The sequence below is a fragment of the Desulfonatronovibrio hydrogenovorans DSM 9292 genome (assembly GCF_000686525.1).
GTDB lineage: Bacteria > Desulfobacterota > Desulfovibrionia > Desulfovibrionales > Desulfonatronovibrionaceae > Desulfonatronovibrio > Desulfonatronovibrio hydrogenovorans.
Window position 1 is genome coordinate 186,882 of record NZ_JMKT01000012.1, and the last position, 19,973, is coordinate 206,854.

17 protein-coding genes are annotated in these 19,973 nt (G+C 52.0%); 15 read left to right on the plus strand and 2 right to left on the minus strand.

The window, feature by feature from the left end; genetic code table 11:
• From P771_RS0111695 to purN, 15 genes are all read left to right on the plus strand, one after another.
• Complete coding sequence (locus P771_RS0111695) at nt 1-1,050, plus strand: 4Fe-4S dicluster domain-containing protein (RefSeq protein WP_028575282.1); 1,050 nt, start codon at nt 1-3, stop codon at nt 1,048-1,050.
• Nucleotides 1,040-1,870 carry an FAD/NAD(P)-binding protein gene (locus tag P771_RS0111700; protein WP_028575283.1) on the plus strand — a complete coding sequence of 277 codons (831 nt, stop codon included), beginning with the start codon at nt 1,040-1,042 and terminating at the stop codon, nt 1,868-1,870. Before P771_RS0111695 ends, P771_RS0111700 begins: the two co-directional genes overlap by 11 nt.
• Nucleotides 1,871-1,941: 71 nt before the next feature.
• Nucleotides 1,942-2,682, plus strand: coding sequence for an NADH-quinone oxidoreductase subunit B family protein (locus P771_RS17410; protein ID WP_035244406.1), 741 nt, complete (start codon nt 1,942-1,944; stop codon nt 2,680-2,682).
• A 24-nt stretch (nt 2,683-2,706) separates the two neighbouring features.
• On the plus strand, nt 2,707-4,095 hold the full coding sequence (locus P771_RS17415; RefSeq protein ID WP_084301873.1) for a Ni/Fe hydrogenase subunit alpha: 1,389 nt from the start codon (nt 2,707-2,709) through the stop codon (nt 4,093-4,095).
• A gap of 6 nt (nt 4,096-4,101) precedes the next feature.
• Nucleotides 4,102-5,043: an adenosylcobinamide-phosphate synthase CbiB gene (cbiB, locus tag P771_RS0111715; protein WP_028575284.1), complete on the plus strand. Its 942-nt coding sequence runs from the start codon at nt 4,102-4,104 to the stop codon at nt 5,041-5,043.
• A gap of 183 nt (nt 5,044-5,226) precedes the next feature.
• A complete protein-coding gene (locus tag P771_RS0111720) occupies nt 5,227-5,700 on the plus strand; it encodes an Lrp/AsnC family transcriptional regulator (RefSeq protein ID WP_028575285.1) in 474 nt (157 codons plus the stop codon).
• 28 nt (nt 5,701-5,728) lie between these two features.
• Nucleotides 5,729-8,734, plus strand: coding sequence for an L-glutamate gamma-semialdehyde dehydrogenase (gene pruA, locus P771_RS0111725; protein WP_028575286.1), 3,006 nt, complete (start codon nt 5,729-5,731; stop codon nt 8,732-8,734).
• A gap of 407 nt (nt 8,735-9,141) precedes the next feature.
• Nucleotides 9,142-9,435 carry a hypothetical protein gene (locus tag P771_RS0111730; RefSeq protein WP_028575287.1) on the plus strand — a complete coding sequence of 98 codons (294 nt, stop codon included), beginning with the start codon at nt 9,142-9,144 and terminating at the stop codon, nt 9,433-9,435.
• Nucleotides 9,436-9,521: 86 nt separating this feature from the next.
• Nucleotides 9,522-10,043 (plus strand): hypothetical protein, encoded by a 522-nt coding sequence (locus P771_RS0111735; RefSeq protein WP_028575288.1) that lies wholly within the window; start codon nt 9,522-9,524, stop codon nt 10,041-10,043.
• A 25-nt stretch (nt 10,044-10,068) separates the two neighbouring features.
• On the plus strand, nt 10,069-10,644 hold the full coding sequence (locus P771_RS17420; protein ID WP_208595967.1) for a hypothetical protein: 576 nt from the start codon (nt 10,069-10,071) through the stop codon (nt 10,642-10,644).
• Between the two features lie 59 nt (nt 10,645-10,703).
• A complete protein-coding gene (locus tag P771_RS0111745) occupies nt 10,704-11,192 on the plus strand; it encodes a hypothetical protein (RefSeq protein ID WP_028575289.1) in 489 nt (162 codons plus the stop codon).
• Between the two features lie 12 nt (nt 11,193-11,204).
• Complete coding sequence (locus P771_RS0111750) at nt 11,205-12,461, plus strand: coiled-coil domain-containing protein (protein ID WP_028575290.1); 1,257 nt, start codon at nt 11,205-11,207, stop codon at nt 12,459-12,461.
• A 262-nt stretch (nt 12,462-12,723) separates the two neighbouring features.
• Nucleotides 12,724-15,375, plus strand: a complete 2,652-nt coding sequence (locus P771_RS0111755) for a valine--tRNA ligase (RefSeq protein ID WP_028575291.1) — start codon at nt 12,724-12,726, stop codon at nt 15,373-15,375.
• Between the two features lie 275 nt (nt 15,376-15,650).
• On the plus strand, nt 15,651-17,174 hold the full coding sequence (gene cobA, locus P771_RS0111760) for a uroporphyrinogen-III C-methyltransferase (protein WP_028575292.1): 1,524 nt from the start codon (nt 15,651-15,653) through the stop codon (nt 17,172-17,174).
• 236 nt (nt 17,175-17,410) lie between these two features.
• A complete protein-coding gene (purN, locus tag P771_RS0111765) occupies nt 17,411-18,091 on the plus strand; it encodes a phosphoribosylglycinamide formyltransferase (protein ID WP_028575293.1) in 681 nt (226 codons plus the stop codon).
• Nucleotides 18,092-18,212: 121 nt separating this feature from the next.
• Here the strand turns inward: purN and P771_RS0111770 are convergent, their stop codons facing one another.
• Complete coding sequence (locus tag P771_RS0111770) at nt 18,213-18,881, minus strand: redox-sensing transcriptional repressor Rex (RefSeq protein ID WP_028575294.1); 669 nt, start codon at nt 18,879-18,881, stop codon at nt 18,213-18,215.
• A gap of 187 nt (nt 18,882-19,068) precedes the next feature.
• Nucleotides 19,069-19,884: a split-Soret cytochrome c gene (locus tag P771_RS0111775; RefSeq protein ID WP_028575295.1), complete on the minus strand. Its 816-nt coding sequence runs from the start codon at nt 19,882-19,884 to the stop codon at nt 19,069-19,071.
• Between the last annotated feature and the right edge of the window lie 89 nt (nt 19,885-19,973).

Here is a 19,973-nt window from a genome sequence, read left to right on the forward strand (position 1 = left end):
ATGATTGCCTATACCATTTATTTGCCCCAGATCAAAGGCTTGCTGAGGAAGTGGAGCCAGGAGTTTGAGATCCATGTGCCCACCAGGGCGGAAGGGGATTTTTTTGAATTCAGACCCTGGACCCAAGAGGTGGAAATAGCCTGGGATTATGATCTGGCTTATACGACCTTGAAGAAGTTTTTTCTGCCGCCAAAGGAAGATATCCTTTGTTTCAACATGAAGGACTATTCGGCCAACCCGGTGATCAACGCTCCCAGGCAGCTCCTGCTGGGGGTCCATCCTTACGATATCAAGGCTGTGAATCAGCTGGATCAGCTTATGGATATGGACAGCCCTGATGTCAATTACAGGGCCAGAAGGGACAACACTCTGATCTTCGGACTTGAACCGGCCAATGTTGCAGACACGGCTTTCTGGTCCAGCATGGGAGCAGCCAGGGTGGATTTCGGGTTTGACCTCTACTGGACCCGGATCAGTCCCGGGGCCTTTTTTGTCCAGGTTGGTTCAGCCAAGGGCGAGGAAATGATCAAGCTGGACGGACCCATTGAAAAATCCAGCGTGGCCCAGAAGGAGGCGGCCAGGAGGGCCCATCTGAAGATCCTTGCCCAGGCCGAAAAAAGAACTTTGAAATATGACTGGAACCGGGTTCCGGATCAGGTCAATAAGTTTTTCAGCAACCGGACCTTCTGGATGGAAAGGGCCAAGACCTGCCTTTCGTGCGGGTCATGCAACCTGGTCTGTCCCACCTGTTACTGCTTTGATATCCAGGAGGAAGCCGATGACCTGCTCAAGCAGGGCAAAAGATACCGCCAGTGGGACGGATGCATGCTGACCGGGTTTGCCGAGATAGCCGGGGGACATAATTTCCGGGCTTCTGCCTGGGAAAGATATCGGCATAGATATATGCGTAAGGGAAAGTATATTTTTGACAAGCTTGGTGAGCTCGGATGCGTGGGCTGTGGACGGTGCGTCAGGGCCTGTACTGCCCGGATAGCCAATCCCAGGGAAGTTTACAATGATATCTGGGAGGCCATAAAGAATGAAATCTGATTTTTCCCCCTATGTGCCCAGGCCGGCCACCCTGGTGGCCAAAAAAGAACTCAATGAGTACGTCACCCTGTTTGAATTCGCCCAGGACAGTGGAAAGCCCCTGGCCCACAGGCCGGGTCAGTTTATCCAGGTCTCAGTCTACGGAGTTGGCGAAGCCCCGTTTTCAGTAAGTTCTCCCCCCCGCACCGACCACCACCATTTTGAGATAGCTGTGCGCAGAGTGGGTTCGGTCACCAATGCCCTGCACGGTCTGGAAGTTGGAGCAAAAATAGGGATCAGGGGTCCCTATGGTTCGTATTTTCCCATGCAGAAGTTCGTGGGCCAGGATTTTCTTTTTGTGGCCGGAGGTCTTGGCTACATACCCCTGCGCAGCGTACTGCATTACATGTTAAGACACCGGGATGAGTTTGGAAAGCTGACCCTCCTGGTAGGGACCAGAAATCCCGGGGAGAGGATATTTACGGATCAGCTGGCTGAGATCAGCAAAAGAAGCGATCTGGATGTTCTGGAGACCGTGGATGCACCGGATGAAGAATGGCAGGGAAATGTCGGAGTCATTACCACCCTTTTTCCCAAGATCAGGATCAATCCCGAGACAACCTACGTGGCCACCATAGGCCCGCCGGTCATGTACCGGTTCGTCATCCAGGAGTGCAGCAAACTGGGGATCCCTCAGGACCGGATCTATGTATCCCTGGAAAGAAGAATGAAGTGCGGCCTGGGCAAATGCGGGCATTGCCAGATAAACGGGCTGAACTGCTGTCTGGACGGCCCGGTGTTCTGTTACACCGAGATCGCCGGGCTGGGTGAAGCATTGTAGCAACGACCGGAAAAAACGGGCAGAAAACCTGTTTTGGATCAGTTCCTCAGGGATTTTACAAGGAGGCGTTTATGCCGGCAAAGCCCAAAGTAGCATTTTTTGATTTTGCAGGATGTGAAGGGGACCAGCTCCAGGTGGCCAACCTGGAGGAAAGGCTCCTTGATCTGGCATCCCATATTGATATTGTCAGGTTCCGGGAAATAAAGAGCATTAAGCAGGACAACTATGATATAGCCTTTGTGGAGGGTTCCATTACCAGGCCTGAAGATGAGCCCAGGATCAGGGAGATCAGGGACAGGGCCACGATCCTGGTTGCCCTGGGGGCTTGCGCCACCATCGGCGGGATCAACTGTCTGAAGAATTTTCTCAGTGAATCCGAATACAGGGCTACTGTATACGGTCAGTTCAGCAGGTGGTACTCAACTTATGCAGCCAGGCCTTTGTCCGCAGTGGTCAGGGTGGACATGGACATTCACGGCTGCCCGGTGGACAGGGACGAGTTTGCCCGGGCTGTTAAAGAGCTGCTGCTGGGCAAGATTTACTCACCTCCTGACTATCCGGTCTGTGTTGAATGCAAGATGGCCGGTAACATCTGCAGATACGAACAGGGCAAACTCTGTCTGGGTATCGTGACCAGGGCTGGGTGCAAGGCCTGTTGCGTCAGCGAAGGCAGTGTTTGCTGGGGATGCCGGGGGCCGGCTCCTGACGCCAATATGGACGCAGCCGGTCAGATCATGGACAGCCATGGCTTTTCCTGGCTGGATGCCCAGGACCACTTGAGGCTTTATTTTGGCTTTAACAGCAGGCTGTAAGTACTTGAGCCTGGCGGAGAAGATATGACCAAAGCAGCAGCAAAGGAAAAAAAGGAAAAAAAATCTGGCAGCCCGGCTGCAGCCGGACCCAGGAAGCTTGAGGTCAAGCATCTGACCAGGGTGGAAGGTCACGGAAACATCATTGTCAAGCTGGATGCAAAGAACCACGTCCAGGATTGCAGATGGGAAATTGTGGAAGCCCCCAGGTTTTTTGAAGCCATGGTCCAGGGCAGGCCTTATGAAGATATTCATCATATTGTTTCCAGAATATGCGGAATCTGTTCCATAGGTCATCAGCTCTGCTCCATCCAGGCCACAGAAGACGCTTTCGGGTTCAATGCTTCGGAACAGACCCTGGAACTCAGAAAACTTGCCCTGCATGCAGAAAATCTGCAGAGTCATCTGCTGCATATCGGCTACCTGGTCCTGCCTGATCTTCTGGGCGTGGACTCTGTCCTGCCCCTGGCCCAGACCCACAGGGAAGAACTGCTGAACCTGGTGGCCTGCAGAAGGGTGGCCAATGAATTCAGCAGGCTCATCTGTGGCCGGACCACTCATCCTCAAAGACTCATACCCGGCGGCATGGAAAAAATTCCCACCAGGGCTGAACTGCAGGAACTGCAGTCCAAACTGGAGGGCAGCCTGAGCCGGATGGACAGGATTGTTGACTTGTTTGCGGCCCTGGCAGACAAATGGCCGGATTTTAAACGTCCCACAGAATATGTGGCCCTGGTTTCACCTTCGGAATACGCCCTGTATTCCGGAGAAATAGGCAGTTCCAGTGATATCAACAGGCCGGCCTCCCTGTACCGGCAGGTGACCAATGAGTACTGCGTACCCCAGTCCACAGCCAAATGGGCCAAGAATACCGGTGAGTCCTATATGGTGGGAGCCCTGGCCAGATTCAACCTCAACCACAGACTGCTCAAACCGGGTGCCCGGCAGGCTGCCCAGAAGCTGGGGCTCAAGGCCCCTGAACATAATCCCTATCTGAATACCGTAGCTCAGTTAGTGGAATGCGTGCATTCGACCGAGGACTCCCTGGAAATCATTGCCGGACTTCTGGCCAGGGGGCTGAAACATGAAACCCCTCCCACCATCAGGGTCAAGGCAGGAAAAGGAGTGGGGGCAGTGGAGGTTCCAAGGGGAATTCTCATCCACAGCTACGAATACAGTGATGAAGGCCGGATCATCTCTGCGGACTGCGTTATTCCCACCAACCAGAATCACGGCAATATTCAGATGGACATGGACGCTTTAAAACCCATGCTGTCCGGGCTTGAGCCTGAGGCTATCGAACTCAAGCTGAGCATGCTGGTCCGGGGATATGATCCCTGTATTTCCTGCTCCACCCATCTCCTTGATGTTTCTGGAACCCCGGCCCGGAAACTGGTCAAGTTTGTCCGGGTCTGATCTGGTGTGCCGGAAAATCTAGCCCTGCTTCTACTGGTCTGCTACCTGGCTGACCTCTTCCTGGGCGACCCGGACCGGTGGCCTCACCCGGTCAGGCTTTTGGGAACTTTCCTGGGGCAGGCCGAGTCAGGAGCCAGAAATTCAGGTCAGAACCTCAAGGTTTGCGGTTTTGTGGTCCTGATTCTGGGATCTTTTCTGGTCTACTGGCTGACCAGCCTGATCATATCCATTCCCATTCTGGGCTTAGTGGCGGCCCTTTATCTTGGTTATGCCTCCCTGGCCCTGGGCTGTCTGATCAGAGAAACCAGGAAGGTCCAGAAGATCATTATTTCCGGGGACCTGCCCCGGGCCAGAAAGTCTCTGGGTCTGCTGGTGAGCAGGGACACTCAGGAACTGGATGAGCAGGGGCTGTATCAGGCCCTGGCTGAAACAGCTGCAGAAAACTATAATGACGCTTTTTGTGCCCCATTTTTCTACTTGAGCCTGCTGGGCGTTCCTTTTGTCTGGGTATACAAGCTGGTGAGCACCATGGACTCCATGTGGGGCTACAAGAATGAGAAATGGAAGGATCTCGGTCTGGCCGGGGCCAGGGCCGACGATATCCTGGCTTATCTGCCTGCCCGGCTGGGTTTTCTCTCCCTGGTGGGGGCCGGATTCATCCTGGGCCTGGGGAAAAAAACCGCTTTTTCAGCCATGGTCCGGGATGCCCGCCGAACCGAGAGTCCCAATGCCGGCTGGACCATGGCCGGGACAGCCCACCTGCTCGGGACCAGGATGGGAGGCCGGGCGTCATATTTCGGCCTTGCCAGAGAAAAGCCCCTGCTTGGCCCGGGTCTGGAAAATTATTCTTCAGCAAAGATAGATCAACTGGTGAGCCTAATCCTGACCGCCTCTTTCCTGTATGGATCAGCCTTTGTAGCCCTGGCCGCTCTGATGGCCGGGTTCTAGTTTTTCTGCATCGTATTCCACCAGCCTGGATCTTCTCCTCACCCCTTTTTTTCTGGCCATCAGCCAATCAAGCAATTCCAATCGGGCTCCGGCTTAAAGGACAAGGAGTTGTGCTTTATCTGGATCATTCTTGACGGAGGCCATATTTTAGAATAAAAGTATATAAAAAAGGCTGAACAAAGAATGATCGACGAAAAAGATAAAAGAATACTGAAGTTGCTCCAGAAAAACAGTCGGATTTCCAATGCTGAAATCGCCAGGAGGATGAATATGGCGCCTTCAGCCATTCTGGAGCGGATTCGAAAACTTGAGAAAAAGGGGATCATCAAGGGTTATGAACTGCGCATCGACCCCAAAGCCTTGGGTCTGTCCCTGACGGTCATCACCATGGTCAGGACCCAGGAGGACGTGGGATCAACCAGGATCGGGCAGGAGCTGGCCATGATTTCTGACATCCAGGAAGTATACTTTATTGCTGGAGAATATTCGTACATGGTCAAGGCCAGGGTGGCGGACACTGACGCCCTGACCGGGCTTCTGCAGCAGATGGGGGAGGTTCCGGGAATCAGGGATACCAGAACCACATTTGTCCTGGACACGATCAAGGAAGAGGCAGGCCCGGACCTTGAGGGATCAGGGCTGCAGCCCGCAGAATGAATTAATGAATAATCAGCAGGAGGAGAGCATGTCCAACAGCAATGATGTTTTGAATACCAGAATCAGAGCCAGGGGCCGGGAGTTTTTTGAAAGCATAAAAGGCGAAGCCCCGTCCATCTTTAACAAAGGCTGGTGGACGGGCAAGGTCATGGACTGGGCCATGCGCAACGAAGATTTCAAGGTCCAGCTGTTCCGGTTTGTGGATGTCCTGCCCTATCTGAACACCTCTGATTCCCTGACCAGGCACATCCAGGAATATTTCGGGGGTGATGACCAGGAAATTCCGTCAGTGCTCAAGTGGGGGGCCAAGGGAACCGGCTGGGGAGGAGGCCTGGCTGGAAAGATCATGGCCAAATCCATCCGCTCCAATATCGAAAGTATGGCCAAACAGTTCATTATCGGTGAGAACATCAAACAGGGACTGAAGACCTTGAACAGGCTGCGCAAGGATGATTTCGCATTTACCGTGGACATCCTGGGAGAGGCTACAGTCAGTGAAGAGGAAGGCATTCAGTACCAGCAGAGCTATCTGGAACTCCTGGACGGCCTGGCCAAAGGCGCTTCATCCTGGAAGGCCCTGGGTGGAGGAGAAGGCCAGGACTGGGGTTACGCGCCCAAGATCAATATTTCCATCAAGCCTTCAGCCCTTTACTCCCAGGCCAGACCTTCTGATTTTGCCGGTTCTGTGGCTGCCATCTGCCAGCGGCTCAAACCGGTGGCCCTCAAGGCCAAAGAAATGGGAGCCCATCTGTGCATTGACATGGAACAGTACAAGTTCAAGGATATCACCATTGAAGTCTATAAAAAGCTCCGGTCTGATTCCGACCTGGTGGATTTTGACCAGCTGGCCATTGTCCTGCAGTCCTATCTGGTGGATACCGACCATGATCTGGCCCATCTTTTGGCCTGGTCCAGGGAAGAGGATTTGCCCATTGCCATCAGGCTGGTCAAGGGAGCGTACTGGGATTATGAGACAGTTATTGCCAAACAGAGCGGGTGGAGGGTCCCGGTCTATACCATCAAGGCCGACACTGATGCAGCCTTTGAACGCCAGTCCAGAAAGATTCTGGAAAACAGTGATATCTGTTATTTTGCCTGCGGATCCCACAATATCCGGTCTATTGCTGCGGTTATGGAAACGGCTCTGGAGCTGGGAGTTCCTGAGGAAAGGTACGAATTCCAGGTCCTTTACGGTATGGCTGAGCCAGTGCGCAAAGGGCTGCTTAATGTAGCCAAAAGGGTCAGGCTTTACTCCCCGTACGGGGAGATTCTGCCTGGCATGGCCTATCTGGTCCGCAGGCTGCTGGAAAATACAGCCAATGAATCCTTCCTGCGTCAGAGTTTTGTGGAAGGGGCTGAAATGGATCGTCTGCTGGAAGACCCGGCTGTTCTGGCTGAAGAGGAAAGGGAGGCCAGGCAGAAGCAGGACCAGCCCAGCAAGGCAATACCTCCTTTTGTTAATGAGAGTTTTGCCGATTTCACCCTTGAATCAGAAAGAAAGGCCTTTCCCCAGGCCATTGACCAGGTCCGCCAGGAAATGGGCGGCATCTACCCCTTGATTATCAACAACAGGGAAGTAGTCACAGAAGATAAAATCCCATCCTACAATCCGGCTGACCCGGATGAAATCATCGGTCAGGTCTGCCAGGCTTCCAGGCAGGAAGTGGATCTGGCCCTGGAAGGAGCCAGACAGGCCCTGCCCATGTGGCGTGACCTTGGCCCCCAGGACCGGGCCAATTATCTGTTCAAGGCAGCAGACATCGCCCGTAAAGACATCTTCAAGCTCTCGGCCTGGCAGGTCCTGGAGGTGGGCAAGCAGTGGAGTCAGGCTCATGCTGACGTGGGTGAGGCCATTGATTTCATGGAATACTATGCCAGGGATATGCTCAGGCTTGGTCAGCCAAGGCGCATGGGCCGGGCTCCAGGCGAGGTCAACCATCTGTTTTACCAGTCCAAAGGGATTGCTGCAGTCATTTCACCCTGGAATTTCCCCCTGGCCATCAGCTGCGGCATGACCTCGGCCGCCTTAGTCACAGGAAACTGCGTTTTGTACAAACCAGCCGGTGTAGCCTCGGTTATTGGGTACGGCCTGGCTGATATTTACCGCAAGGCCGGCATTCCGGACGGAGTGTTCCATTTTATTCCCGGCCGGGGCCGGATCATCGGGGACTATATTGTCGAGCATCCGGACATCAGCCTGATCGCCTTTACCGGGTCCATGGAAGTGGGTCTGAGGATTGTGAACAAGGCTTCAGTGGTGCAGACCGGCCAGCAGCAGGTCAAAAGGGTTATTGCTGAGATGGGCGGAAAAAATGCCATCATCATTGACGATGACGCTGACCTGGATGAGGCGGTCCTGGAAGTGGTCTATTCGGCCTATGGCTTCCAGGGTCAGAAGTGCTCGGCCTGCTCCAGGGTGATTGTTCTGGAGAATATCTATGACAAGTTCATTACCAGGCTGGTGGAAGCGGCCAGATCCCTGAAGATTGGCCCGGCTGAAGATCCGGGCAACTATATGGGGCCGGTGGTGGACAGGTCAGCCCAGGAAAAGATTAACGAGTATGTGGACCTGGCCGGTCAGGAGGGCAATATCCTGTATAGGTCCGATGTTCCGGAAAAGGGCTGTTATGTCCCCCTGACTATTGTGGATTCCATTACTCCAGAGCACAGGATTGCCCAGGAAGAGATCTTTGGTCCGGTCCTGGCTGTTATGAAGGCCAGGGATTTTGATCAGGCCATTGAATGGGCCAATTCAACCCGGTTTGCCCTGACCGGGGCGGTGTTCAGCCGCAGCCCAAAAAACCTGGACAAGGCCAGGACAGAGTTCCGGGTGGGCAACCTGTACCTGAACCGGGGCAGCACCGGGGCTTTGGTGGAACGTCAGCCCTTTGGCGGGTTCAAGATGTCCGGAGTGGGCTCCAAGGCCGGCGGACCTGATTACCTGATGCAGTTCCTGGATCCCAGGTGCGTCACTGAAAACACCATGCGCAGAGGCTTCGCACCCATTGCTGAGGATGATGACTGGGTTGAATAATGCCTCAGCCAATAAATAAGCTGTAGATAATACTACCTCTGCTGGATGCAGTTTGTGGTCAAAACTATCCAGCAGAGGTGAAACAGATCCGCTGATCCCTTCCTGCTCCGCTTAAGCTGGGCCTATGTCTGGGCCTGCTGCTGGCGGTTTGTTCTGAACCGGTTCCATTCTGCTTTCACATCCTATAATCCCGCAGACCACCAAACCACTGATCAGTCTGTATCCAGAATGGATGCAGAGAAAGCTGTCTGAACAGACAACGTCTTGATTTGTTCCTGGCTTGCCCTGGTCTGGGCTGTCCAGGGTTCATATGAAAATTAAATTGAGTTGTAGATACTAAAATGCGTATTCCCTGTTGACACATTCCATGCAGCGGGGTATAGTGGTACTAAAATAAGGAGTGTATTTTGCCTGCCGGATTCCATGAGAGATTTGGAGCCAGGGTCAGTCTGGCCCAGGGAGGGGAAGGCCTTTTTCTGGTGGTTTCAAAATCCGGTGACCCAGAGTCACTGGTGAGAGCCCATGGAGGTCAGGTGGTGATGCGTCTGAGTGGGGCCAAGCTTCTGGCTCGCATGGCCCTGGCCAGGGCTCTGGATTTGATCAAGAAGCCGGAAATCAGCAAGGTTGGAGGAGTGCATTTAGATTTGGAGCGCTACAATAGATTTGTTGCTGCACAAGCAAGACTGAATAAAAGTGAATGAACAGCCAGTAACCTTTCAGGGCTAATATCCCTGGCCATCAGGGATTTATTGCATTGATTAAACCTTAACCAGAAAGGAGAACAGTCATGGCAAGTGTAGGTCAAGAATTGCTGGATGTTCCATTGCCGGAAATGGTGATGAAACTGGGGCTGGGTGTAGCCGAAGCCCAGCGGGCTCTGGATGAAAATTCGGTAGAAACGGCCAAGATGCTGGCAGATGCCAAGGTTCCGCTGGTCCTGTCCATAACCCAGAACATAGCTGAAGATGGTTCAGTGAGTTATAATAACCAGGACCCAGTAGATGTTTCATTGCTGCAGATCGGTCTGATGCCTACCTTTTATCAGTTTGCCGAAGCTACTATAGAGGTGACCATGGACATCAAGACCACTACCTCCAGGGAGACCAATGTCAAGGTTAGCGCCAAAGCCAAAGTTGGTTTTTCCATGTGGAGTGCTTCGGTCAAAACAGATGTTTCCCATAATCGCAAGTTCGGCAAGGAGGTTCATGGTACCAGCCGTCTGGTAACCCGCATGGTTCCTGTTCCGCCCCCTCCCCGTATTGAGCCGGTTCTGAGCGTGGTAGACAACAGGCCTCAACCGACTGAATAATCTATGACTTTCAAGGAGGTTCCCAGTGCCACTGACAAGGAAAATGCATTCACCGCTGATACCTCTTGAACAGCCGGTCACTGAAACCGACAGGGTTTATCTGGGGGATCTTATTCGGGAGGTGGCATTAAGCATCGCAGATGCTCAGAAGGCCCTTGATGCCTCCTCAGCTGAAATGGTCCAGGAGCTGGCAGATGCAAAGGTTGAAGTGGTTTCCTCCATCAAGGAGTCTATCAACAGCGACGGCAATATCAGTTACACCCAGGATAAACCTCGTTCTGTCTCTCTTCTGGAGCTGGGGATTTTGCCCACCTTCTACCAGTTCGCTCAGACAGTCATCGAGATCCAGATGGACCTGAAGGTTGTTGAAAGTGTAGATGAAAGCGGTACTAAACCACCTGAAAAATCATCCAGAAAAATGTTTCTTCAGGCTGATACGGCTGGAATTCGGTTTGAACGCAAATTGAACAGGGATGTCAGCGTCTGTTCCAGGGTGAAGACTACCCTGGTTCCAGTGCCCATGCCTTTGCGCATGGAACCGGTCAGGAGTACAAAGGTTGCTGATGCTGGAAACACAGAAGATACTGAGCAAGATCAGTAAAGCCTGTATTAATGATCAGCACCTATGCAGCCAGCCCCTATAGCAAGGAAGATTAAACTATGAGCAGGCAACATGTCAGTTTGGAAGATTTGCTCGGAGCAACAGGAAAATCTCTTGAGTCAGCCCAGGAGGGACTTGGGCTGGATGAGGAGATGCAGGCCAGGTTCATGTTTGAGGATGCAGAATTCGAAATCAAGGTTCAAGGTCTGGGCATGGATGCAAACAAGCGGCTGGTTTTTTCTCCGGTAAGCCTCAGCAGTTTGGCCGGCATCGGAGCGCCTGCAGAGGCAGTGTCAACTATAAAGGTCCACTATGTGGCAACCCGCCCTGATTCTTCCAAAATGAAGTCACCAGAGAAAAGCCAGGAAGAAGTGCTAGATGAGGTTGCAAAACGCAAAGACGTACAGCTTCTTGGGAGCATTCTTGGAGATTTGTCATTTCAGGCAAAATACCAGCCTGAGATCAGGGCCTGGACAGCCAGAGTGGCAGATGACAAAGACCGCACCTTGCGGCTGCTTGTAATCAACGACGAGAAACAACAAGGTTAACGTGGTAAAGTCATGCCTGAAAGAAGAAATCCGCAAAACTTGACTGCTGCACAGCTTCGCAGGCTTGAAACTCTGCAAACGGAAAATAAAACCATAAAGCAGGAGCTGGCCAGAAACCGTAAGGAACTGGATGCTGCCGGCCAGGATCTGGCCAAGTGGCAAAAGGAGCTTGATTCCGTCAATAAAGAACTTGCCCTTGCCCAGGAGGAGCTCCAAAAAAACCGCCAGAGGGCTGGAGAATTAGAGCAGGGTCTGCAAAAGATGGAACAGCAAATGGTCAAGACGGACCAGGAACTGGCCAGTGCCAAAAAGGAACTTGGTGAAGTTCAAAAAGAACTCCAAAAGACAGGCCAGCGTCATCAGGCAGAGCAACTTCAGTTTTTAGCTCAGAAAACCGAACTTGAAGAAAATCTGGCAGCAGCCCAGAGCAAAGCAGAGGAGCTGCATCAAAGGCTTGCCAGTGAGAAAAAGCAATGGCTTAAAGAACAGGAAAAGCTTGCCAAAGCCCTGAGTGTCCAGAAAAAGGAAAATCAGGAACTGGTTAAAAGGCATCAGGAAGAACTGCAAAAGGCAGAGGGCCTGACTTCAACCCTTAAGGTTCTGGGAAAAGCTATTCCTGAACTGACAGACCATCCACCGGGAAGCCAGGGGTTTGTCAAGGCTGTCCAGGACCATGCAGCCATGTTTCAGCGACAGATGCAGCGTATTGCCCAGCTTGAGGCTGAACTGGAAGATGACCAGATAAAGCTGGCTGAGGCAGAAGGGCTTGACAGCCGGATCAGTGGGCTCATTGAGCTGAATCGTTCTCTTCAGGACGAGCTGGACAATGTTCTCCAGAGTCAGGGTTTGCTCCAGGTCCGGATCAAGGATGTCCAGTCTGAAGCAGTTTCCAAGGCCAGACAGGAACTGGAGGCGGCCAATAGCCAGGTCAAGAAGCTGCAGCAGACCATTGCGGCTTTGAACAGAGAAAACGGTTCGCTCATTGACCAGATGCAGCAGAAAAAGTTGGTACCAGTACTGAGTCCGCAAAGGGTCAGTATAATGCTCAATGAACTTCAGGAAAGTCTGCAGGCTGGGATGAAGGGAGTGGAGATCAGGGAAGGTGAGGTCAAGCTCAAAGTCGGCTTTGCAGCAGACAGTGAGCAAGGTGGCGGGTTTATTATCCCTTCGGCTTCAAGCATTGCTGAACTGAAGGATGGATTAAGTGAAATTAACATTCGGTTTGGCAAGGATCCGGGATCGTTCGTCCCTTCCTTGGATAAAAAATAGACTTCCTTGGTTTCTGGCCGGAGCAAAAGAAGAATCCCCGCTGTTTAAGGCGGGGATTTATTTTTTGCAGGCCCGGGCATTTGACTGACAGGGCCATTGCGGATATTTAGTCTGATTTGCTGCTTTTTCCATACTCTGCTCTGAATCCGAATAATTGTTTTTTTGATCAATATGCTTGCAGGCTTCAAGAATTCAGGTTCTGCACTGTTCCGGAATACGCAGCAGAGATATCAAATACTCATGAACCAATGGAGTCTTATAGATGGCTGTTCAAGAACTTGCCAAGGGATATGAACCACAGGATGTTGAAAAGAAATGGATAGATTTCTGGGACCAGAACAAGAGCTTTACCCCGGGTCTGGAAAAGCATGGTAAAACCTACTCCATTGTCATTCCCCCGCCCAATGTAACCGGGACCCTGCATATGGGGCATGCTTTGAATCTGACCCTGCAGGACATCCTGTGCCGTTTTCATCGTCAGCAGGGGCATGACGTGCTCTGGGTTCCGGGGACAGACCATGCCGGCATTGCCACCCAGAACGTGGTGGAAAAGGCATTGGCAGCAGAAGGTAAATCCAGAGAGGATCTGGGCCGGGAAAAATTTGTGGAACGGGTCTGGGAATGGAAGCAGGAATACGGGGACAAGATCCTGAACCAGGTCAAACGCATTGGCGCTTCAGTGGACTGGACCAGGCTCAGATTCACCATGGATGAAGGCCTGTCCAGGGCAGTGCGCGAAGTGTTTGTCCGCCTCTATGAACAGGGCCTGATCTACCAGGGTGATTATATCATCAACTGGTGCGTGCGCTGTCATACTGCCCTGTCTGACCTGGAGGTGGAGCACGCTGAAGTGGACGGGCATCTCCATCATCTGGCCTATCCCCTGGAAGACGGATCAGGCCGGGTGGTTGTGGCCACCACCAGGCCGGAAACCATGCTCGGAGATACTGCTGTTGCCGTGAATCCCAAGGATGAGCGCTTCAGCCACCTGATAGGCAAAAAGGTGATTCTGCCCATTTTAGGCCGGAAGATTCCGGTTATCGGGGATGAATACGTGGACCTTGAATTCGGCACCGGATGTCTCAAAGTGACTCCAGCCCATGATCCCAATGACTTTGACCTTGGCCGCAAACATGGCCTGGACGCGGTCCAGGTCATTGATGACCTGGGCAGGATGACATCAGAGGCCGGGGACCTGTTCAAGGGCCTGGACCGGATGGAATGCCGGAAAAAGATTTTACAGGTCCTGGAGCAAGAGGGTGCCCTGGAAAGTATTACCGGGCATAAGCACAGCGTTGGCCATTGCTACAGGTGTAATTCCGTTGTTGAGCCGTATGTGTCCAGGCAGTGGTTCGTCAAGGTCAAACCTTTGGCTGCAAAGGCCAGGGATGCAGTGGCCAGGAAAAAAACAGAGATCTTTCCATCCCATTGGGAAAAAACCTATTTTGAATGGATGGACAACATCCGGGACTGGTGCATTTCCCGCCAGATCTGGTGGGGCCACCGCATTCCAGCCTGGATCTGTCAGGATTGCGGCGAACTCATTGTAGCCAGACAGGATCCTGCAGACTGCCCCAAGTGTTCGGGTGCACAGCTGATCCAGGATGAGGATGTCCTGGACACCTGGTTTTCTTCGGCCCTGTGGCCCTTTTCCACCCTGGGCTGGCCGGACAGGACCCCGGAACTGGAAAAGTTCTATCCCACCTCGGTCCTGGTGACGGGATTTGACATCCTTTTTTTCTGGGTGGCCAGGATGATGATGATGGGTATTCACTTTATGCAGGATGTTCCTTTTCATCATGTTTATATCCATGCCCTGGTCCGGGATGCCCAGGGACAGAAGATGAGCAAGTCCAAGGGCAATGTCATTGACCCTCTGGTGGTTATGGATAAATATGGCACTGATGCCTTCCGCTTCACCCTGACTGCCTTTGCTGCCATGGGCCGGGACATCAAGATGAGTGAAGACCGGGTTGAAGGCTATCGGCATTTTATCAACAAGATCTGGAACGCAGCCAGATTCAGTCTGATGAACCTGGATGATGAGGTCCAGGATTTCAAGCCGGACAATGTCCAGGGACTGGCTCATCAATGGATTCTGCACCGGCTGGAAGAGGTCAAGGCTGAAACAGCCAGGGCGGTTGAGGAGTACAGATTCAATGATGCTGCCCAGACTTTGTACCAGTTTGTCTGGCACTCCTTTTGCGACTGGTATCTGGAGCTGATCAAGCCCGAACTGTACGGGGACGATCAGGAACTCAGGAAGGCAGCTCAAAAAAATCTTCTTCAGGTGCTCTCAGAGACCCTGATTCTGCTCCACCCCATTACACCCTTTGTTACCCAGGAAATATGGTCGGTCCTGCCGGGCAGGCAGGAGGAGGACCTGAGCAGGGTTTTGTTTCCGGACTTCCAGGATCAGTGCAGATTTCCAGAGGCTGCACAGGATATGGATTTTCTCCAGCAGGTGGTCACAGCAGCCAGGAATATCCGTTCAGAGCTGAATATTGCACCATCCAGAAAACTCAGCCTGCTGGTTCGGGCCACAGGCCGGGATCAGGAATTTCTTCAGGACCATGCCGGACTGATCAGGAATCTGGCCGGACTGGACAGTCTTGAAGCCGGACCGGACATTAAGCCCCCCAAGGGCTGCGGTTCTTCAGTGGTCAAGGGGTACGAGCTTTTTGTGCCTTTGATGGGAGTGGTGGATATTGAAGGCGAACTCAAGCGACTGGATAAGGAACTGGCCAAGCTGGACAAAGAGCTGGGCATAGTCTCCAAGAAGCTGGACAATCCAGGCTTTTTGAACAATGCCCCGGAAGAAGTGGTGGCCAAGGAACAGGCCAAGGCCGCGGAAATGGGAGAGAAAAAGGAAAAACTGGCTGGACTGCGCCAGAAACTGGCTGATATGGGCTGATTTGATCTGAGCATTTGTTATGTCCTGTCTGGACCGGGTTTAACAGTCCGTTGAAAAACTCCCAATTGCTGCGTCGCTGCAAAAAGTTCAAACTCTCACGTATGAATGAATACGCTTCGACCTTGAACTTTTTTTGCTTCTTGCACTTGGGGTTTTTGAACAGACTGCTGGATAAGGTTTTTTAAAGCTCAGACAGGGCAAGTCGTTGTCAGCTGTCCTGGGCCATATCTTGTGACCGAAATGACAGCCATAATAAAGGCTGCTAAGGGGAATAAATGTCCAAAGTATATCTTATCGGGGCCGGACCGGGTGATCCAGGGCTTCTGACCATCAAGGCCAGAGAGATCCTGGAAAGAGCCGATGTGGTGGTCTATGACTACCTGGCCAATGAAGTGTTTCTGAAATACTGCCGAAAAGACGCCCAGATCATCTATGTGGGCAAAAAAGGCGGCGACCATACTCTGCCCCAGGACAAGATCAATGATCTGCTGGTGGAAAAGGCCCTGCAGGGCAAGATGGTGGCCCGGCTTAAAGGCGGTGATCCCTATATTTTCGGGCGCGGGGCTGAGGAGGCCCAGGAGCTCCTGGAGGCTGGTGCTGATTTTGAAGTTGTTCCCGGGGTAACTTCGGCTGTGGCTGCCCCGGCTTATGCCGGTATTCCCCTGACCCACAGAAAATATGCTTCATCAGTGTCCTTTATCACCGGGCATGAAGACCCCAATAAACCTGAAAGCGCCCACAACTGGAAGTCCCTGGCTTCAGGCACCAGCACTCTGGTCTTTTTCATGGGGGTTAAAAATCTTCCCCATATCAGCAGGATGCTCATGGAAAACGGCATGCGTCCGGACATGCCTGCAGCCCTGGTCCGCTGGGGCACCACCTGCAGACACAGGTCCATGGTTTCAACCATCAAAGATATACCTCAGAAGGCAGTGCAGGAGGGATTCAAACCGCCATCACTTCTGGTGGTGGGGGAGGTGGTCCAGCTTCGTGATGAACTGAACTGGTTTGAAAGGCTGCCTCTGCTGGGTAAAGGCGTGGTAGTGACCAGGGCCAGGGAGCAGGCCAGTGGACTTTTAAAGGATTTGTCCGATCTGGGGGCGTGCTGTTTTGAATTTCCAACCATTGAGATCAAGCCTTTGTCTGATTACCAGCCCCTGCACCGGGCCATCAACAGCTTGAGCAGTTATGACTGGCTGATCTTTACCTCGGTCAACGGGGTAATCTATTTCTGGCAGGAGCTGAGAAAAATGGGCCTGGACGCCCGCGCTCTGGGCCGGAACAGGGTTGCGGCCATAGGTCCTGCAACTGCTGCAGCCTTAGAGCAAAGAGGAGTTTTTCCTGATTTTGTTCCGGACAAGTATGTGGCTGAGTCGGTAGTGGACGGACTGCTCAAACTGGGTGTCCAGGGCAAAAAGGTTCTGATTCCCAGGGCCAGGGTTGCTAGGGAAGTACTGCCAATGGAGCTGGAAAAGGCCGGGGCTCACGTGGAGATTCTGCCGGTCTATGAAACCGGCCTGGCCCAGGAGGATGGACAGGAGATCCTGGCTGGTCTGGAAAACAGGACTATCCACTATGTAACCTTTACCAGTTCATCTACAGTGGAGAATTTCTTTTCCCTGATTTCAGCTGAAAAACTAAAGCCGTATGTAGACAAAGGACTGAAACTGGTCTGTATTGGTCCGGTTACCGCAAAAACTCTGGAAAGATCCGGGTTCAAGGCTGACCTGATGCCCCGGGATTACACTATTCCCGGAGTGGTCAGAGTTCTGCTGGAAGATAGTAGCGGCAGCTCATAAAGAATACAGTGCATACAGAAATATTTGCCAGACTTTGATGAGATTCTTTTGCTGGCAATGACAGCAAGAGTTGCTTAGCTCAGGCTTATGTTGGTGGCTGACAGCTGATCGTCACGGTCGGACATGACAGCAACGGGCCAGCCAGAGCCTCGTTAACCTTAAAAATCGGAGTCTTGATTGTGGTGAGTTTTTTTGCAGGGCAAGAGAAGTGTACTATAGCGCCGGGAGGAAACCCCATGCCCCTTAAGATAGCGGTTTTGATTTCAGGCAGCGGGTCAAATTTGCAATCCATTATCGACCGTATTGAGCAGGGAATTCTGGATGCCAGGATCACCCTGGTCCTGAGCAACAAGCCGGACGCTTACGGATTAAAGAGGGCCAGCCAGCACGGACTGGCCACCAGGGTGGTTGAACACGGTTCTTACGCATCAAGGGAAGAATTTGACCGGGCCGTGGTCCAAGAGATCAGAGCCTCCCAGGCCCAGGCAGTGGTCCTGGCCGGATTCATGCGTATCCTGAGTCCTTTTTTCATAAACAGCTTTCCCAACCGGATTCTGAACATTCATCCAGCCATCCTGCCCGCATTTCCAGGGGTGGACGGCCAGAAACAGGCTGCCGAGCATGGAGTTAAGATATCCGGGTGTACAGTGCACTTTGTGGATGAAAAAATGGATCACGGACCCATTATTATTCAGGCTGCAGTACCCGGCTTGGCAGACGATGATGCCAAATCCCTGGGCTCCAGGATACTGGCCCTTGAACACCGCATTCTGCCCCAGGCCATCCAGTGGCTGGCCCAGGACCGGCTGAAGGTAAGCGGGCGCAGGGTGGAGATTGAAGGCGCACCTCAGCCGCTGCTTGCAGGAGGTGGACAGGAGACTGCCCTGGTCAGCCCTGGCCTGGACAAGGGATTTTGATCAGCCTGGCAGTCGGTACAGGCTTTTGAAGTGGCTGTTGTTGATTGTTTTTTAATGTGTTGTGGCGGTAGCGATCTTCCCCCGGCTTCTTTTGGTAACCAGTATTTTTTGATGTGTCATTTTAAGTTTGATTTCTCACCAATCGGTGAGGAGAAAGGTGGTACGTTAAAATCGCCAGCTCCACGCTGATGTCCTTATTCAAAATAACCATGTTTTCTGGTACAACCACTGAGCGGGACGCAAAGTAAAGGGCTCCTTTGATCCCGATTCTACTCAGTCGATTAATAATCTGCTGTACCTCTGGTGGTGGGACTGCAATAATTGCCAGGTCAATGTCCGAAGAAGTCAACTCCTGTTCAAGATTAGACACGGAATAAATAGGTATTCCGTCAACATTGTGTCCTGCCAAAGCAGGTGTATTGTCAAATATGCTGACTATCTCCATTTTTCTTTTGTTGAAGGTCGTGGAATGCATAAAGACTCTGCTTAAGCTGGCAGCTCCTACCAGTATTATTTTCCAAGATCGATTGAATCCCAGAGTAGTTGCGAGTTGTTTTTTCAGATAATCAACCGGATATCCTTTTCCTTTCACTCCGAATAAGCCAAACTGACTTAGATCCTTTCTTACCAGAGCCGGGGTCAATCCCTGGATATTTCCGATTTCCAGCGAAGAAGTGAATTTAACATTGTTTTCTTTGAGATACTCCAGAGTTCGGAGGTAAACAGGCAGCCTCCTTGAGGAAGTGTTGATTTTACGAAAGGGTCTTACTCTTTTTTTGTTTCCGTCCATTGAAAGCCTTTCCTTATGGATGCGTCAAACTGAAGGTTAGCAGTTGGTTGGAATTTATGATCATTTTCTAGGACCACTCTGGGCCTTTTACTTTTACACGGTGCGCTGCCCGGCTTAACAGCAAAGTGTCAGCCAGGGGCAGCGCAGTCTCAGGTTGCACGGTTCTGTTGAAGAGAGGGGCATGAATTTATGGATGCTTAACAAACTTATTGGCTGTGTGCTCACTTCCTGAATGGCATGGAGTGCATTCCATCACCCCTTTGTAAATCGGTGATTCTTTTCCTGGACCATGGCAGCTGTTGCAGTAGGCCACTGATTCAGGCTGGCTGTATGCTGGGAGAAAATCTTGTCTCTGCTTGGCGTTCATTATTTCTATTGCCTTGATTGCGACATCAGCAGTAATCCGGGCGCAACGTTCGCCTCGTTCCTTGCTTTTCTCTGCAAATCCAGTTTGATAACACCATCTGCTGACTGAAACGTGGCATAGGACCGAATCGCTTATACTGGTGGGGATTTTCCCGGCCACGCCTTTTGCTCCAGCTCCTGGATCATACTCCGGATGCGGGGTCTGTTCATACCATCGAAACAGTTCTGTTACCATAGGGTCCCGTTCCCTTCGCCCCCAGAATAGCGCCATGGCACTTGCCGCTCCCAGTAATGCACCACACAAAGTTCCAAAATCGGAAGTCCCTCCTTTGCCAACTTCGAGCATGCTGAACGGAAATGTATTGTAGGGTGCTCCGAATTTTTCTCCCATAGTGCCAACAATGGCATAGAAGGCACCATATCCGCAGCCCAGGCCGTCATGCCAGTACCCATCATAGGCCACCGGAGCACACTGATCAGGATCAAGAATACATGGCTTCCAGGAGAATAGTCCCCCCTGCTGTTCAAATCTTTCCAGTTCGAATGCCTGGGCAGTCCTTCCTGTCACTCCCAATGCGCCGCCGATTACAGCCCCTCCCAGGGCACTCATCAAACTTCTTCTGCTGATTACAGTCATTTTGATCTCCTCGTCAGTCCGACTTTGGTTTTGGTTAATGAAGAGTAAGCTGGAGCCTTTACAATATTAAATACTATTTATTGAGTAAT